Annotated in this window: 18 protein-coding genes; 8 read left to right on the plus strand and 10 right to left on the minus strand. The window is 76.1% G+C overall.

What is annotated here, in order from left to right; genetic code table 11:
• Nucleotides 1–1265 (minus strand): PAS domain-containing protein (locus IH44_RS0113280; protein WP_157852301.1); only part of this gene is annotated, 1265 nt, incomplete at its 3' end.
• A gap of 119 nt (nucleotides 1266–1384) precedes the next feature.
• Between IH44_RS0113280 and IH44_RS0113285 the strand changes: the two genes are divergently transcribed.
• Complete coding sequence (locus tag IH44_RS0113285; RefSeq protein ID WP_051816851.1) at nucleotides 1385–2551, plus strand: polysaccharide deacetylase family protein; 1167 nt, start codon at nucleotides 1385–1387, stop codon at nucleotides 2549–2551.
• Here IH44_RS0113285 and IH44_RS0113290 read toward each other — a convergent pair.
• Entirely contained in the window at nucleotides 2542–3669 is a 1128-nt protein-coding gene (locus IH44_RS0113290; protein WP_063759601.1) for a mechanosensitive ion channel family protein, read from the minus strand. The two genes, IH44_RS0113285 and IH44_RS0113290, sit on opposite strands and share 10 nt — an antisense overlap.
• Before the next feature lie 145 nt (nucleotides 3670–3814).
• Between IH44_RS0113290 and IH44_RS0113295 the strand changes: the two genes are divergently transcribed.
• The 3 genes from IH44_RS0113295 (at nucleotide 3815) to IH44_RS0113305 (ending at nucleotide 5750) form a co-directional block, all read left to right on the plus strand.
• Nucleotides 3815–4876, plus strand: a complete 1062-nt coding sequence (locus IH44_RS0113295) for a YihY/virulence factor BrkB family protein (protein WP_051816852.1) — start codon at nucleotides 3815–3817, stop codon at nucleotides 4874–4876.
• A gap of 119 nt (nucleotides 4877–4995) precedes the next feature.
• Nucleotides 4996–5349, plus strand: a complete 354-nt coding sequence (locus IH44_RS0113300) for a hypothetical protein (protein WP_030459715.1) — start codon at nucleotides 4996–4998, stop codon at nucleotides 5347–5349.
• A gap of 44 nt (nucleotides 5350–5393) precedes the next feature.
• Nucleotides 5394–5750 (plus strand): immunity 51 family protein, encoded by a 357-nt coding sequence (locus tag IH44_RS0113305; protein WP_030459716.1) that lies wholly within the window; start codon nucleotides 5394–5396, stop codon nucleotides 5748–5750.
• A gap of 149 nt (nucleotides 5751–5899) precedes the next feature.
• Here the strand turns inward: IH44_RS0113305 and IH44_RS49390 are convergent, their stop codons facing one another.
• From IH44_RS49390 to IH44_RS0113320, 3 genes are all read right to left on the minus strand, one after another.
• Nucleotides 5900–6598 carry a LysM peptidoglycan-binding domain-containing protein gene (locus IH44_RS49390; protein WP_051816853.1) on the minus strand — a complete coding sequence of 233 codons (699 nt, stop codon included), beginning with the start codon at nucleotides 6596–6598 and terminating at the stop codon, nucleotides 5900–5902.
• 524 nt (nucleotides 6599–7122) lie between these two features.
• A complete protein-coding gene (gene map, locus IH44_RS0113315) occupies nucleotides 7123–7890 on the minus strand; it encodes a type I methionyl aminopeptidase (protein ID WP_030459718.1) in 768 nt (255 codons plus the stop codon).
• A gap of 299 nt (nucleotides 7891–8189) precedes the next feature.
• Entirely contained in the window at nucleotides 8190–9254 is a 1065-nt protein-coding gene (locus IH44_RS0113320; protein WP_030459719.1) for an aldo/keto reductase, read from the minus strand.
• Nucleotides 9255–9371: 117 nt separating this feature from the next.
• On the opposite strand from IH44_RS0113320, the gene IH44_RS0113325 reads away from it, so the two are divergent.
• Nucleotides 9372–10214: a helix-turn-helix domain-containing protein gene (locus IH44_RS0113325; RefSeq protein WP_030459720.1), complete on the plus strand. Its 843-nt coding sequence runs from the start codon at nucleotides 9372–9374 to the stop codon at nucleotides 10212–10214.
• A gap of 39 nt (nucleotides 10215–10253) precedes the next feature.
• Here IH44_RS0113325 and IH44_RS0113330 read toward each other — a convergent pair whose 3' ends face one another.
• Together IH44_RS0113330 and IH44_RS0113335 are read right to left on the minus strand one after the other, a co-directional pair.
• Nucleotides 10254–10628 (minus strand): nucleoside triphosphate pyrophosphohydrolase, encoded by a 375-nt coding sequence (locus IH44_RS0113330; protein ID WP_232794927.1) that lies wholly within the window; start codon nucleotides 10626–10628, stop codon nucleotides 10254–10256.
• Entirely contained in the window at nucleotides 10615–11184 is a 570-nt protein-coding gene (locus IH44_RS0113335; protein WP_030459722.1) for a TetR/AcrR family transcriptional regulator, read from the minus strand. Before IH44_RS0113335 ends, IH44_RS0113330 begins: the two co-directional genes overlap by 14 nt.
• Before the next feature lie 122 nt (nucleotides 11185–11306).
• Between IH44_RS0113335 and IH44_RS0113340 the strand changes: the two genes are divergently transcribed.
• The gene (locus IH44_RS0113340; protein WP_030459723.1) at nucleotides 11307–11771 is read left to right on the plus strand and encodes a nuclear transport factor 2 family protein; all 465 of its coding nucleotides are present in this window, start codon (nucleotides 11307–11309) and stop codon (nucleotides 11769–11771) included.
• Nucleotides 11772–11817: 46 nt separating this feature from the next.
• Nucleotides 11818–12072 carry a helix-turn-helix transcriptional regulator gene (locus IH44_RS0113345; RefSeq protein WP_030459724.1) on the plus strand — a complete coding sequence of 85 codons (255 nt, stop codon included), beginning with the start codon at nucleotides 11818–11820 and terminating at the stop codon, nucleotides 12070–12072.
• A gap of 124 nt (nucleotides 12073–12196) precedes the next feature.
• On the opposite strand, the gene IH44_RS0113350 is transcribed toward IH44_RS0113345, so the two are convergent.
• From IH44_RS0113350 to IH44_RS0113360, 3 genes are all read right to left on the minus strand, one after another.
• Complete coding sequence (locus IH44_RS0113350; RefSeq protein WP_030459725.1) at nucleotides 12197–12694, minus strand: DinB family protein; 498 nt, start codon at nucleotides 12692–12694, stop codon at nucleotides 12197–12199.
• Between the two features lie 51 nt (nucleotides 12695–12745).
• On the minus strand, nucleotides 12746–13402 hold the full coding sequence (locus IH44_RS0113355; RefSeq protein ID WP_030459726.1) for a class I SAM-dependent methyltransferase: 657 nt from the start codon (nucleotides 13400–13402) through the stop codon (nucleotides 12746–12748).
• 90 nt (nucleotides 13403–13492) lie between these two features.
• The gene (locus IH44_RS0113360) at nucleotides 13493–13807 is read right to left on the minus strand and encodes a hypothetical protein (RefSeq protein WP_232794928.1); all 315 of its coding nucleotides are present in this window, start codon (nucleotides 13805–13807) and stop codon (nucleotides 13493–13495) included.
• Nucleotides 13808–14025: 218 nt separating this feature from the next.
• Here IH44_RS0113360 and IH44_RS0113365 point away from each other — a divergent pair, with 218 nt between their 5' ends.
• Nucleotides 14026–15279: an SLC13 family permease gene (locus IH44_RS0113365; protein ID WP_030459728.1), complete on the plus strand. Its 1254-nt coding sequence runs from the start codon at nucleotides 14026–14028 to the stop codon at nucleotides 15277–15279.
• Nucleotides 15280–15674: the final 395 nt, after the last annotated feature.

Raw genomic sequence — 15674 nt, forward strand, 5'->3', positions numbered from 1 at the left:
GTGGGGGGCGGGGCCTCGGGGAGGGTGGTGTCCTCGCTGGGGGCGGCGGGCACGATGCGGCCGGTGAGGCCGTGCGCGTCGGGGTAGAGCGAGAAGGCCAGCCAGTGGCCGGGCGGGCGGCGGGCGAGGAACGCGGTGGGCTGCTGGGAGAGCATCGCGGAGCGGTAGCGGTCCTCGTAGGCGGGGTCGGCGAGCCAGGTCAGCACGTCCCAGGGGCGGCGGCCGAGCAGGTCGGCGCGGGTGGCGTGCAGCAGCATCTCGGCGCTGCGGTTGACGTAGCCGAGCCGGCCGTCCGGGTCGAGCGCGAACACGCCGTCGCGCAGGCGTTCCACGGCGGCGGTGGCGGCTTCGGCGGCGGTGGCGTCGGCCACGGCGACGACCAGCCGGGCGGAGTCGGGGACGGGGTGTCCGGACAGGTCGAGCTGCCGGGTGCCGCCGCCGGAGTCGCGCAGCCGGACCCGGTGGGTGAACGGGCGGCCCTGCCGGGCGGCCTGCCGGACGGCTTCGCGCAGCGGGGCGACGTCCTCGGGGACGAGCCGGTCCAGCAGGGCGGCGCCGCGGCCGTCGAAGGGGCCGGTGCCGAGGATCTCGCGCAGCCGTTCGTCGACGGTGAGCCGGTTGGCGGCGAGGTCCCAGTCGAGGAAGCCGAGCCGGATGCCGTCGCCGCCGGGCACCGGCAGCGGCACCACCACGGGCGGCCCCTCCCCGCCGACCCGGTCGCCGTACGGGAGCAGGCCGGTGGCCAGGCGGTTGCCGGCGGTGCGCAACTGGCGGCGGGTGGCGGCGGGCGGGCGTCCGCCGCCGGCGGGCCAGAAGACGGCGATCACGCCGAAGGTCCGGTCGCCGGCGGTGACGGGGGTGGCGGCGGAGGCGTGCGCGTACGGGAGTCCGACGGCGAGCCGGGGGTAGCGGCGCATGGTCTCGTCGGCGTCGGCGAGCACGATGGTGCGGCCGCCGCGGTAGGAGTCGGCGACCGGCAGGGGTGCGGCGACGGCGATCCGCCGGAACGGTTCGAGCAGGCTGAGCGGGATGCCGACGACGGCGGCGACGGCCAGCGAGCGGCGGTCGGCGGAGTGCAGGTAGAGCACGCCCCCGTACGCGGCGGTGGACCGGACGGCGCGCAGCAGCCCGTCGGCGAGCAGCGGTTCGGCGGCAGCGTCCCAGCGCGGGCGGGCGTCGCCGCGCGGGGGGTCGGGGCGCGTCGCCGCTTCGGGGTCGGTCCGTGGGGGCGGGCCGGACGGGTCCGCCGGGACACCCGGGCGCATGTCTCACTCTGTACGCCGCCGGTCGGGCCGCGTCAAACGGGGGACGGCACCGGTCCGTCCGGGTGACGGCCCCTCGGCGCGCCGATATGACAAGTACGCCAAGGGGATCATCGGCCGGTATGCCGACACCCTCCGCCACACCCCCCGGTAGCACGCCCAACACGCCCAACACGCCCGGTACCCCCGGCTCCTCCGCCCCGGACGCCCGCACCCGCGCCCGCCGCTCCCGCCGCTCCGGTCCGGTCCGCCACCACCGCCGGGGCCTGGCCGCCCTCACCGCACTCGCCACCCTCACCGTCGGCTGCTCCGCCCTGCGCGCCCAGGACCCCGACCCCGCCCGCGCCTCCGCCCCGGCCGCCCCGCCCGCCGCCGGGACCCCCGCCGTCCAGGCCGCCCAGGGCCAGGCCGCACCCGCCCAGGGCGCCCAGCTCGCCCAGGCCCAAGCCGCCCAAGCCGCCCAAGCAGCGCAGGCCGCGCAGGCCGCCCTCGCGGCGATGCCCGCCGCCCGCCCGCAGGCCGCCGCCGGGCAGGAGCTGAACGGCCGGCTCGCCGCCGCCGAGCAGCAGGCGGGCATGCAGCGGGTCCTCGCGGCCGCCCGGCGCTGGGGCCTGGCCGCGCTCCCGCTGCGCCCGCCCGCCCCGCCCGCCGTCAAGCCGGAGCTGGCCGACGGGCCCGGCGTCAAGCGCCTGCCGGGGCTGCCGCCGGTGGTCTACCGCGTGCCGACCAGCGACAAGGTGGTGTTCCTGACCGTCGACGACGGCGCCGAGAAGGACCCGCAGTTCGCCGCCATGGCCGCCGAGCTGGGCGTCCCGATGTCGGCGTTCCTCTCCGACTACCTGGCCCGCTCCGACTACGGCTACTTCCGCAGCCTGCAGGCCCACGGGGTCACGCTCGACAACCACACCCTCACCCACCCCGACCTGCGCCGGCTGGGCCCCGACGCGCTCCAGCACGAGATCTGCGACCAGCAGGACCACCTCCAGCAGGAGTCCGGCACCCGCCCCCACCTGTTCCGGCCCCCGTACGGCGAGTACACCGAGGCGGCCCTGCGCACCGCCGCGTCCTGCGGCGTCACCGCCTTCCCGCTGTGGAACGAGGAGGCCTTCCCCGACCACCTGGAGTGGCGCTACGCCGACCAGAAGTTCCACCCCGGCGACATCGTCCTCACCCACTTCCGCGCCCCCTCCGGCGACTGGAAGGGCACCATGCCCGACATGCTGCGCCGGGTGGTCGACGCCGCCACCGCCCAGGGCTTCGCCATCGCCCGCCTGGAGGACTACCTCTGACCCGACGCCTCCGCGTCCGACCTCGGGCCCGTCCCCGCCCCCGCGTCCGACCCCGGGCCCGTCCCCGTCCCCGCCTCCGCGTCCGTCCCCGTCCCCGTCCGCTCCCCGGGCGCGGCGGCCACCGCGACCCGGGGCAGCGCGTGCGGGTGGTGCTCGCGCAGGAAGCCGACCAGGTGCTCGCGCAGGTCGCAGCGCAGCTCGAAGGCGTCGCTCGCGTTGGCGGCGGTGGCCAGGGCGCGCACCACCAGGGTGCTGGGGGTGGTGTCGACGACCTGCAGGGCGCTGCCCTCGCCGTCCCAGCGCGGGTTCTTGGCCAGGTAGTCCTCGAACTCGGCCCGCAGCAGGCCGACCGGCGTGCTGTGGTCGAGGTGCAGCAGCGCGGTGCCGGTGATCCGGTCGGAGCGGCGCGACCAGTTCTCGAACGGGCGCCCGGCGAAGTACGACATCGGCATCACGATCCGCCGCTGGTCCCAGGTGGCGATCACCACCGCGGTCAGGGTGATCTCCTCGACGGTGCCCCACTCGCCGCCGACCACCACCACGTCACCGATCCGGGCCAGGTCGCCGAAGGCCATCTGGATGCCCGCGAACAGGTTCGACAGCGCGCTCTGCGCGGCGATGCCCGCGACCACGCCGACCAGCCCGGCCGAGGCCAGCAGGCTGGTGCCGACCACCCGCACCGCCGGGAAGGTCATCAGCATCGCGGCCAGCGCCAGCAGCGCGATCGCCGCCTGCACGATCCGGCTCAGCAGCCCCACCTGGGTGCGGGCCCGCCCGGCCCAGGCGGCGTCCCGGCGGCGCACCGCGAGCCGCACCGCCCCGTCCAGCACCAGCGCGGCGGCCCGCGCGCCCAGCCAGCCGCACGAACCGATCGTGGCCAGCACCAGCAGGCGCCCGATCCCGCCGGGCGCCCGCACCCACGGCATCGCGGCCAGCAGCAGCCCGCAGCCGGCCACCGCGAGGATCGGGCGGCGGCAGCCGCGCAGCACCCGGGGCACCGTCCCGACCCGGGCCGGCAGCCGACGGGTGGTCACCTCCACGACCCGGTCCGCCCCGTACAGCAGCACCACCACCGCCGCACCGGCCACCGCCAGCCGCACCGCGCTCCACCACCACACCTGCCCGCCCTCCTCGCTCCCCGGCTCCGGATGTCCCCGGCCGCCTTTCCCTCCTGGGGGCGTTCACACCCTCCGGCCGGGCATACGCGCAGGTGCCGTCCGCCGCCGGACGGCCACCCCGCCGCCCGCCACCGGAGGAGCGCCCATGAACCCCGTCGAACGCGCCCTGCGCACCGTCGACCGCACCCAGCAGCGCCACCGGCCGCTGGCCGTCGTGGTCGGGGTGGTCAAGAAGTACGGGGACGACCGGGGCGGGCTGCTGGCCGCGCTGATCACCTACTACGGCTTCGTCTCGCTGATCCCGCTGCTGCTCCTGCTCTCCACCGCGCTCGGCTTCGTCCTGCACGGCCACCCGGACGCGCAGCGCGCCGTGGTCGACTCGGCGCTCGCCGACTTCCCGATCATCGGCGACCAGCTGCGCGCGAACGTGCACTCGGTGCAGGGCAGCGGCCTGGCCCTGGTGATCGGCGTGGCGGGCCTGCTGTACGGCGCGCTCGGCATCGCGCAGGTGCTGCAGCACGCGATGGCCGAGGTGTGGAACGTCCCCGGGGTGCGGCGGCCCGGCTACTGGCCCCGGCTCGGCCGCAGCCTGGCGCTGTTCGCCACGCTCGGCACCGGCCTGCTGCTGTCCACGGCCGCGGCCGCGCTGCTGGGCGCCGCACTGGGCGGCCCGGCCGCCCGGATCGGCGGACTGCTGCTGTCCGCCGCCCTCAACTCCCTGCTGTTCCTGGCCTGCCTGCGGATCCTCACCCCCAAACAGGTCCCGGCCCGCGCCCTGCGACCCGGCAGCCTCCTCGCCGGCCCGCTGTTCACCCTCCTCCAGGCGTTCGGCGCCGCCCTGGTCGCCCACCAACTCCGGCACGCCACCGCCGTGTACGGCTTCTTCGCCACCGTGATCGGCCTGCTCTCCTGGCTCTACCTGGCCGCCCAGATCACCGTCTACGCCGCCGAGTCCAACACCGTCCTCGCCCGCCGCCTGTGGCCCCGCTCCCTCCTCCAGCCCCCGCTGACCGGCCCCGACGAACAGGTCCTCGAAGACATCGCCCGCCAGGAGGAACGCCGCCCCGAACAGCACGTCGACGTCGACTTCACCGACACCCCGCCGGACGAGGCCCCGTCGGACGAGACCCCGTCGAAGGACTCCCGGCCGAAGGACTCGCCGTCGGACAAGCACTCGCCGGACGGCCGGGGCGGCGCCGCGGCGTGAGGTCCGCCGCGGGCCCTGCCGCGCGGCGGGGTGTCCATGATGCGGATGGCCCGGTGGGCGCGGGGGGCGGCGTGGTCGACTGGGCGGGAGATTCGCCGCCCGGCCGAAGGAGCTTCGCCATGCTGTCCGTGCTGCCCTCGCTCGACGGGCTGGAGTTCGCGCCGGTGGGCCGGGCGGAGCTGGGGGAGGTCGACCCGGGGACGCGGTTCGCCTACCACGAGGACGACGGGCTGGTGTGGGCCGACTACCGGGGCGGCGAGGTGGTGCACGGGCACCTGGTGGGCACCCGGACCGGGGACACCCTCGACTTCCGGTACGTGCAGCTCAACCGGGCCGGGGAGACCAGCTCGGGGCACTGCACCAGCGTGCTCACCAGGCTCCCGGACGGCCGGCTGCGGCTGGAGGAGAACTGGCGGTGGGAGTCCCGGCCCGGCGCGGGGACCAGCGCCGTCGAGGAGGTCCTGCCCGCCTGAGCCCGCCGGGGGCGGTGTCGGTGGGCGCCGGTAGCGTCCGGGCCATGACTGATCGTGAGACCTACGCCCCGCTGGTGTTCCTGGAGTACGACCACAGGCCGGGTTCGTACGGCCTGCTGCTGACCGACGACCGGATGGTCGAGGTGGACGAGGTGTTCGAGGCGGCGGGGCAGCAGAACGGGGGCTACGGCTGGGAGGCGGTGGCCCGTTCCGCGGTCCGGTCGCGGGCACCGCAGCTGGAGGGGCGCTTCCGGTACGACCCGGAGGCCGGCATGTTCGTCGCGTACGGGGAGGACGCGGCGGCGCTGCGCGAGCTCGGGGCGCTGCTGTCGGGGGCCTTCCACGACCGGCCGGCCCTGCGGGAGCTGATCGAGGCCGCCGAGCCCGACTGGTTCGACTGATCCGGCCGATCCGACCGATCCGGCCGGTGCGCACGCGCGGACGCCGACGGCCGCCCCTCCCGACATGAGGGGCGGCCGTCGGCGTCGTGCGGTGCGGTCCGGTCCGGTCCAGTCCTACCGGGGTCCTGCCGGCATCCGATTGGGGTCGATCAGAGGGAGAGGACCTGGCCCGGGTAGATGACGTCGGCGGAGGCGCCGATGACCTGGGCGTTGGCGCTGTACAGCGCGTCCACGGTGGTGCCGTTGGCGGCCGCGATGGCGCCCAGGGTGTCACCGGACTTCACGGTGTAGCTGCCGCCGGAGGTGGTGGCGGTGCTGCTCTTCTTCCAGGACTGGTGGCCCTGGCCGGAGGAGTACTTGCCGCTGCCGGAGGTGTTGGCGGAGGCGGCGTCGGAGCCCGAGTCGGTCTGGGTGGTGGCCGGCTTGGCGGACTTGGTGCTGGTGTTGCTGGTGCTGCTGTCGCCGGTGCTGCTGGAGGAGGACGAGGTCGACGGGGTCGACTTCGAGGAGCTCGCGCTGCTGCCGGTCGAGGAGGTGTCGACCTGGGCGGCGGCGCCGCCCTGGGTCAGACCGGCCTGCACGGAGCAGACGGGCCAGGCGCCCGGGCCCTGCGAGGCCAGCACCTTCTCGGCGACGGCGATCTGCTGCGCCTTGGTGGCCTGGGCGACCTTGTCCCAGGTGGACACGTCCGCGGCCGAGGCCGAGGTCGCCGCGACGAGGCCGGCCACCGGGAGAACGGCCACCGCACTGCCCGCGACGACGGCGGCCCGGACGCGGTTGCGCTTCCGGTTGCCCTGCTCGGCGGTGGTGGCGGTCTTGGTGGCGGCAGTCTCGTTACGGAAGATCATGCGATTCCTTTCGGATGCCCCGGGCAGGCAAGGCGGAACCAGGGGCCCGGACGGGCCCTGCGGTCTCTCGCGCTTGTGGATCGGACGGGGCGGTCGAGGTCCGACCTGCGCTCCGTCGCGGTCACCCTGCCCGTCGGGCGGCTCGGTGGCCGCACCGGGGCGTTGGTTTCGGGTGATCCCGGGTAGTGCGCCCTGCACTGGTTACGAAGCTACGGGCGCCCGGCCCGAACTCCAAGCATTCGAAGGTTTACGCAGGTCAAGGGCCCGTTACCGGCAGTACAGCGGCGGGCGGCGGGCGCCCCGACCGCGATTTTCCGGGCCCGGGCCGGGCCCGGCCGGCGGCCGTTGTGACCGGGCTCACCGGTTTTGGCCGCCCCGGACGGGGAACCGCGCACCCTCCGTGGCCCCCCGCTGACGGCGCGCCGACCGTCCAGCGATCCGCCTATGGGACGGGCCACAGCGGCCACCCGCCGTCCACCCCGCGGTCACCCGCCGTGACCGGGCCCCCGGCCCGAACTCCCCGGTCAGGACAGCGCGGTGAGCACCCGGGGCCCGTCCTCGGTGATGGCCACCGTGTGCTCGGAGTGCGCGCCGCGCGAGCCGTCCGCCGAGCGCAGCGTCCAGCCGTCCGCGTCCACCCGCAGCTTCGCCGAGCCGGTGCACCACCAGGGCTCCAGGGCGAGCGTCAGCCCGGGCTTGAGCTCCAGGCCGCGGCCGGGCCGTCCGACGTTCGCCACGTGCGGGTCCTCGTGCATGGTGCGGCCCAGGCCGTGGCCGCCGAAGTCGGTGTTGATCCGGTAGCCCGCGCCCTGGCCGACCGCGGCGATGGCCGCCGAGATGTCGCCGATCCGGTTGCCGGGCACGGCGGCGGCGATCGCCGCGTCCAGCGCGGTGCGGGTGGACTGCGCCAGCCGGACGTCCTGCTCGGCCGGGGTGCCGACGATGACGGTGACCGCCGAGTCGGCCACCCAGCCGTCGATCGACACCGCGAAGTCCAGGCTCAGCACGTCGCCGTCACGCAGCACGTAGGGGTGCGGCTGCCCGTGCAGCACCGCGTCGTTCACCGACAGGCAGATCACGTTCCGGAACGGGCCACGCCCGAAGGACGGGGCGTAGTCCCAGTAGCAGGACTCCGCACCGCGGTCCGCCACCAGCTTCCGGGCCCGCAGCTCCAGGTCCATCACGTCCCGCCCCACCTCGGCCAGCCCGGACAGCTCGGCCAGCGTCTCGGCGACGAACCGGCCGGTGACGGCCATCTTCTCGATCGCCTGCGGAGTCTTCAGCTCGATCACGGCACCGCTCCCTGCACGGCGGCCGCCCGGCCGCCCGGTCGAAAGAACCACCGGTATTCAAATACCGGCAGCGGACAGCGACACGCTAGCAGCCCCCCGGTATTCAAATACCAGGGGGCGGCCGAGTGGCGCGCCCGGCGGCGGCTGCGGCTGCGACTGCGGCTGCGATTGGTGGACAGCGATCGATGGACGGCGACTCCCGAGCCGCAGTCCGCGAGCGGCGGCCCCGGAGGCGGCCGAGTGGCGCGCCGGTGGGGATCCGGTCGCGGGAGGCGGGGCCGGTTCCTAGGGGGCAGCGGTCAGCGGCGGGGCTCGATCCGCAGGTCGCCGGTGGTCACCCGGCGGATGGGCTCGCTGGTCAGCAGGTCGTGCGGCTGGCCGAGTCCGATCGCGCTCGCCGCGTCCAGGCGGGCCAAGTGGGCGGGCGTGAACTCGACTTCGAGGGCGCCCAGGTTCTCCTCCAGCTGGGCGGGGGTGCGGGCCCCGATCAGCGTGGTCGCCACGCCCGGGTTCCGCAGGGTCCAGGCCAGCGCGACCTGGGCCGGGGTGCGGCCCAGCTCGGCGGCGACCTCCCGGGCGGCCCCGGCCACGGCCAGGTTGCGTTCGGTGAGCGTGCCCAGGGCGAGGTTGTGGCTCCTGCGGGTGCCGTCCCCGGCGCCGGCGCCCGTCACGGTCAGGTCGTCCCGGCCGTACTTGCCGCTGAGCACCCCGCCGCCCAGCGGCGAGTACGGCACCACGCCCAGACCCATCTCCCGGGCCATCGGAATCAGGTCGCGCTCCGCGGTGCGTTCGATCAGGCTGTACTCGAGCTGCAGCGCGACCAGCGGCGACCAGCCGCGCAGGTCGGCGACCGCCTGCATCCGGGACACCTGCCAGGCCGGGGTGTTGGAGATCGCCACGTACAGCACCTTGCCCTGCCGCACCAGGTCGTCCAGGCCGCGCAGGACCTCCTCCGCCGAGGTGCGGAAGTCCCAGACGTGCAGGTACAGCAGGTCGATGTAGTCGGTGTCCAGCCGCCGCAGGCTCCCCTCCACCGACCCGAACAGCGCCTTGCGGTGACCGCCCCCGGAGTTGGGGTCGCCGGGGCGGCGCAGCGTCGAGTACTTGGTCGCCAGCACCAGGCGTTCGCGTTCCTCGTGGGCGAACTCGCCCAGCAGGCGCTCGGAGCTGCCGTCGGTGTAGGTGTCGGCGGTGTCGAGGAGGTTGCCGCCGAGCCCGACGTAGTGGTCGAACAGCTTGCGGGCCTCGGCCCGTTCGGCGCCCCAGCCCCACTCGGTGCCGAAGGTCGCCGTGCCCAGGGCCAGCGGTGAGACCCGCAGTCCCGAGCGGCCCAGCAGCCGGTAGGCGTCGAGGGTCAGTGCCATCAGGTCCTCCTGTGCTCGTGGTCCGTTGCCGGAACCGAGTCTGTGGCGGCGGCGGCCCGCGGGTAAGGGACGGCGCTTCCTGGGAAGAGCGCTCCCACCCCGGCGGTTGGACCGCTCATGACGACCCGAGCGATGGACGCCGCCCAGGAGTTGGCCGCCTTCCTGCGGAGCAGGCGCGAACGCCTCGACCCCGACCGGCTGGGCCTGCCCTCGCACCGCCGGCCCCGGCGGACGCCGGGGCTGCGCCGGGAGGAGGTCGCCGAACTGGCCGGGGTCAGCACGGACTACGTGGTCCGGCTGGAGCAGGGCCGCGGGCTGCGGCCCTCGGCGGAGGTGCTGGGGGCGCTGGCCCGGGCCCTGAGCCTGGATCCGGGCGAACGCGACTACCTGTTCGACCTGGCCGGACACCGCCGCCCCGGCACCACCGGCGGGCCGGCCGCCGGCGCGGCGCCGGCGCCGGCGCTGGCCCGCCTGGTCGGCGACCTCTCGCCGCTGCCGGCCATGCTGCTGGACCACCGCTACGACATCCTCGCCTGGAACCCCGAAATGGCCCGGCTGCTACCGGACTTCGAGGCCGTGCCGCCGGCGCGGCGCAACGCGATGCGGCTGTGCCTGCTGCACCCGGCGATGCGCGGCTTCTACGCCGACCGGGAGCAAGCGCTGCGGGACGGGATCGCCCACCTGCGCGCGGCATGGGCCGCGCACCCGCAGGACCGGGAACTGTCCGCCCTCATCGCCGAGTTCGCCACCCAGGACGAGGACTTCGCCCGCCTGTGGGCCGAGCGGGAGGTCGGCGTCAACGGACGCGGCCGGAAGCTGCTGCGGCACCCGGTCGCCGGTCCGATCACCGTCGACTTCGAGATCCTGCTACCGCTCCAGGACCCGGAACTGCGGCTGCTGGTCTACCGCCCCGCGGACGAGGAGAGCCGCGCGTCCCTGGACCGCCTGTGCGCGCGGTGACCGGTGCCGGGGAGACCGGCGACTCGCGGTCGGCCGCGCTCAGTGGTTGCCGGTCCAGACCACCCGTCCGGCGAAGCCCCCGCGCTCCGCGGCCTTGCGGCGTCGGAGCTCCTCGACCCGGGCGAAGTCCGCTCCGTGGGCCGTTGCCAGTGCGCGGACCACCTCCAGCAGGTCGGCCAGTTCCTCCAGCACCTCCTGCTCGCCGTGAGCGGCCCGCACCTCGGCGGCCTCCTCGGACAGCTTGTCGCCGAGCCGGGCCAGGTACTCGGCCGCGTCGGCGACGTACACCTGCGGTTCCTTCCCGGCGGCCCGGATGATGGCCGGGATCCCGTCCCGGACCAGCTTGCCCGGGCCGGTCGGCGGATCAGCGAGCGGCTCGGCGGGCGGCTCGGCGAGCGGCTCAGCGGGCGGCATCGAGCAGCACCTCCACGGCGGCCCGGGCCCGGCGGGCGGGGGCGGGGTCGGCGTCGATCGCGGCGGTGACGATGGCGCCCTCGGCCAGCAGGTGGACGGGGGCCGGGTCGGCCAGGCCCGCGGCGCGCGACCAGTCGGCGAGCTGGGCGTGGAAGGCCGCCTTGTGGGCGCGCACCTCGGCGAGCACGGCCGGGGAGGACGGGCCCAGCTCGCCGAAGGCGTTGATCCAGGCGCAGCCCCGGTAGCCGGGCTCGGCGAACCAGCGGCCCAGCCAGTCGAACGCGGCCAGCAGCCGGGCCCGCGGCTCGGACTCCGCCTCGACGGCGGCGGCCAGCCGGGCCCGCCAGCGCAGGTCGCGGCGGCGCAGCACGGCCACCACCAGGTCGTCCTTGGCGGGGTGCAGGCGGTAGATCCGCTTGAGCGGCAGGCCGGAGGCGGCCCGGACCTCGTCCATGCCGACGGCGCGGACGCCCTTCTCGTAGAACAGCGCCTCGGCGGCGTCGAGCAGCGCCTCGCTGTCCTGGCGGGTCTGCTCCTCGGTGGGCGGGGCGGGCATCGGCGGCTCCGGTTCGGCGGTCTTCGGGCGTGCTTGACGTGGAGAACGGTCGTTCCCTAGCGTAGGGCCCGCCAGAGTGGAGAACGACCGTTCTCCACCTCGCCGAACCGCTGGAGGCCGCCGTGCCCGAGGACCGCCCGCCGCTCCCCCCGTTCACCCGCGCCACCGCCCTGGCCAAGGTCCGGGCCGCCGAGGACGCCTGGAACACCCGCGACCCCGCCGCCGTCGCCCGCGCCTACACGCCCGACACGGTCTGGCGCAACCGCGACACCTTCCTCACCGGCCGCGCCGAGGTCACCGCCTTCCTCACCGCCAAGTGGCAGCGCGAACGGGAGTACGCCCTGCGCAAGGACCTCTGGGCGTTCGAGGACGACCGGATCGCCGTCCGCTTCCAGTACGAGTGGCACGACGCGGACGGCCAGTGGTGGCGCAGCTACGGCAACGAGCTGTGGGAGTTCGACCCGCACGGCCTGATGCGCCGGCGCGAGGCCAGCATCGACGACGTCCGGATCGACGCCGCCGACCGCCGCATCCACGGCCCCCGGCCCGCCGACGAGCGGAACGGGCCGGAACTGCCGCTGCGCTGAGCCGCCCGCCTGGGCGGTGGGCGGGGCGGTTCAGTAGCGTGTCCGCATGGTGCGAGTCCCCCTGACCCCCGAGCAGATCGAGGCCGGCCGCCGCCTGGGCGCGCTGCTGCGCGAGACCCGGGCCGGCCGCGACCCCGCCACCGTCGCGCAGAGCGCCGGGATCTCCCCCGAGACGCTCCGCAAGATCGAGATGGGCCGCCTACCCAGCCCCGGCTTCGGCACCGTCGTCGGCCTCTGCGCCGCGCTCGACCTCCCCCTCGACACCGCGGCCCACGTCTGGCTCGGCGAGCCCGCGGGCTGACGCGGCGTCAGGCGGCCGTCCGGGCAGCTCGGCAGGTCGGGCGACTCGGTCAGGTCGGGCGGTTCGGCAGGTCAGGTCGGTCGGGCGACTCGGTCAGGTCGGGCGGCTCGACGGGTCGGGCCGGTCAGTCGAGGACCAGGTGCTGGCGGCCGTCGATGAGCTCGCGGACGGCGTCCAGGTGGCCGGCGTGGGTCGCGGTCTCGGTGATCACGTGCAGGACCACCTCGCGCAGCGTGTCGTAGCGCCAGGAGCCGAAGAAGTCCGGCCACCAGGCCGGGGGCGCGTCGAGGTCGGCGGTGGCGAGGAAGGCGTCGGCGCGCGCCGCCTCCGTGCGGTAGAGCGCGAAGACCTCCTCGGCGCTCCGCTCCGGGTCGGGCCGCCAGGCGTCGGCCCCGGTGCCGAGGATCTCGTCGATCGCGTGCTGCTCCCCCGCCGCGACCGCGCGGAACCAGAACTTCTCGTCGTCCAGGGCGAGGTGGTGCACCAGCCCGAGGCACGTCCAGCCGGAGGGGAGCACCGGGCGGCGCAGCGCCGCCTCGTCGAGGCCCGCCAGGATGTCCAGGACGTGCTTGCGCTTGCCGTTCAAAACGCCCAGCAGCGTGGTGAGTTCAGTGTCGGCCATGGGCCGGACCGTACCCCGCTCCACCGACAGCCGCCCCCGCCGCCGCCCGGCTCAGACCCGGGCCACGATCGCGTAGCGCTCGTCCCGCACCGGGCCGCCCCAGAGCTCCTCGTCCGCTTCGAGCGATTCGACCTGCAGCTCGCGGACCAGCGGGCGGAGCGCGGCGGTCAGGGCGGACGCCGTGATGCCGCCGGCCCAGGGCAGGCCCTCCGCGCCGGGGGCGTAGGGCTCGACGGCCGCGCCGGCCTCCCGCCAGCGGCCCTCGACCAGCACCAGGCGACCGCCCGGACGCAGGCGGGCGGCCCACTCCCGGAGGGCGGCGTGCGGGTCCGGGAGCGTCCAGAGCAGGTGCCGGCAGAGCACCGCGTCGTAGCGCCCGTCACCGGTCGGGGGGCGGCTCGCGTCGCCGACCAGGAAACTCCCCGCCAGCCCGGCCGCGGCGAACTTGGCCCGGGCCAGGCCGACCATCGCCGGGGCGAGGTCCACGCCCGTCACCCGGTGCCCGGCCTCGGCGAGCAGCACCGAGAGCGAACCCGTGCCGCACCCGGCGTCCAGCACGTCGAGCCCCGCGCCCGGCAGCCACCCGGCCAGCCGGCGGCGCCAGGCCCCCCTGGTCCCGGCCGCGCGCAGCCCGTGGTCGGGCTCCCGGTCGAACCCGGGGGCGGCATCGTTCCAGTACGCGGCGATCGAGTCGAGCGGTCCGTCCATCCGGGCACGCTCCCACCCGCCACTGACACTCCCCGATCCCCCGACCCCCGCTCCCCGACCCTCGTTCCCCGGACCGGCGGGCGGGGCGGGTCAGCCGTGCCGGGATCCGCCGCGACGGCGGTGGGCCGCGGCGACGGCCCGGACCGAGCGGTAGGAGAGCACCGCGAGGGTCGACTCGGCGGACAGCACGGCGGCGGTGCTGCGCCAGGAGCCGAGCGACAGGACGGAGAGCGCCGAGCCGACCGAGCCGAGGGACAGCACGGAGCCGACCGAGCCGATCGACAGGATCGACCCCACCGAGCCGATCGACAGCAGGGAGCCGGTGGAGCCGAGCGAGAAGCCGCGGGCCGCCGCTGCCCGCAGCCGTCGCGCACCGGTGCCCGGGGCGGGTGGTGGAACGGACATGTCCCCTTCTCTCTCTTCCCCGGGCCGGTCGCCGGTGCCGGCCCCCAGCCTTCCGCCGGGCCGCCGCCCGCGCAAAGGCGCCGGTCGGGGGGGGTGGTGGGGGCGGGGCTGGACGGCGGGGCTGCTTGGATGGGGCGTTCGCCGGACAGACGGGATCCGGTCGGTCCGGTCGGTCCGGTCGGTCCGGTGGTCGGGTGCGGTGGAAGGAGCGGGTTCGAGTGCACGGGGTGTCCGCCGAGGTGCTGTCGCTGGTGTTGCTGGCGGCGGTGCTGGGGTGTGCGGTACGGCGGCCGTTCGGGTGGCCGGAGGCGGTGGTGGCGGTGCCGGCGGCGGGGCTGCTGGTGGCGGTGGGGGCGGTGTCGCCGGGCGCGGCGTGGGCCGAGGTGGAACGGCTGGCGCCGGTGGTGGGGTTCCTGGCGGCGGTGCTGGTGCTGGCGCAACTGTGCGACGACGAGGGGCTGTTCGAGGCGTGCGGGCGCTGGATGGCGGGGGCGTCGGGCGGGCGGCCGGTGCGGTTGCTGGGGCAGGTGTTCGCGGTGGCGGCGCTGGTCACGGCGGTGCTGAGCCTGGACGCGACGGTGGTGCTGCTGACGCCGGTGGTGATCGCCACGGCGGGTGCGCTGGGGGTGCGGGCCCGACCGCACGTGTACGCGTGCGGGCACCTGGCGAACAGCGCGTCGCTGCTGCTGCCGGTCTCCAACCTGACCAATCTGCTGGCGTTCGCCGCCAGCGGTCTGGGGTTCGGCCGGTTCACGGCGCTGATGGCGCTGCCGTGGCTGGCCGCGGTGGGGGTGGAGTACCTGGTGCTGCGGCGGTGGTTCGCGGCGGAGCTGGCGGTGCCGGCCGAGCGGCCGGTGGCGGCGGGCGGGGTGCGGCTGCCGCGGTTCGCGCTGGGGACGGTCGCGGGGACGCTGGCCGGCTTCGTGCTGGCCTCGGCGGTCGGCGTGTCCCCGGCGTGGGCCGCGGCGGCGGGTGCGCTGGTGCTGGCGGTGCGGGCGCTGGCCGGCCGGCGCAGCACGCCGCGGCGGATCCTGTCGGCGGCGGCCGTCCCGTTCCTGGCCTTCGTCCTGGCGCTGGGCGTGGTGGTGCGGGCGGTGGTGGACAACGGGCTGGCCGGGCGGCTGGCGGCGGTGGTCCCGGCGGGTGACGGGCTGCCGGTGCTGTTCGCGCTGGCGGGGCTGGCGGCGGTGCTGGCCAACCTGGTGAACAACCTCCCGGCGACGCTGCTGCTGGTCCCGCTGGCCGCCCCGTCCGGTCCGGGCCCGGTGCTGGCGGTGCTGCTCGGCGTGAACCTCGGCCCGAACCTGACGTACGCGGGCTCGCTGGCCACCCTGCTGTGGCGCCGGATCACCCGGGAGCGGGCGGTCGACGACGGCGGGCCGCGGCTGTTCACGGCGCTCGGCGCGCTCGTCGTCCCGGCCACCCTGGCGGTGTCGGTGCCGGCCCTGTGGGTGTCGCTGCGCCTGTTCTGACCGGGCCCGGGGGCGGTCCGGCCGCCCGGTGTCCGCGCAGGCCGGCGGCGGGATCGCCGGGTCCGCCGGGCGGGCTGACGGGGTGTCGGGGCCGGTCCGCCGGGTTTTCCGGCAGCCGGGGGTGTGAGATCCGCCACGGCCGGGGGAATTGCGTAGACGCGCCCGGGTGCGGCAGGGTGAATCGGCGTCAGGCCCTGCGTACGGCCCTGCGCGCCCGCCAACTCCGGTCGGTGGACGGACAACTGAACACCGCGAGGCCGTACGCCGCTCGATCCCGCCGACTTCCCCGGGCCCGCCCGGGGGGACGGCCGAGCCCGTGCCTCCCGTGACCGGTGTTCGACGGAGGCCAGTGCCAGGGGCAGATACGCGCCCGGACGGTCACACGCCGGGCGACG

The sequence above is a fragment of the Kitasatospora sp. NRRL B-11411 genome (assembly GCF_000721345.1).
Classification (GTDB): Bacteria; Actinomycetota; Actinomycetes; order Streptomycetales; family Streptomycetaceae; genus Kitasatospora; species Kitasatospora cineracea.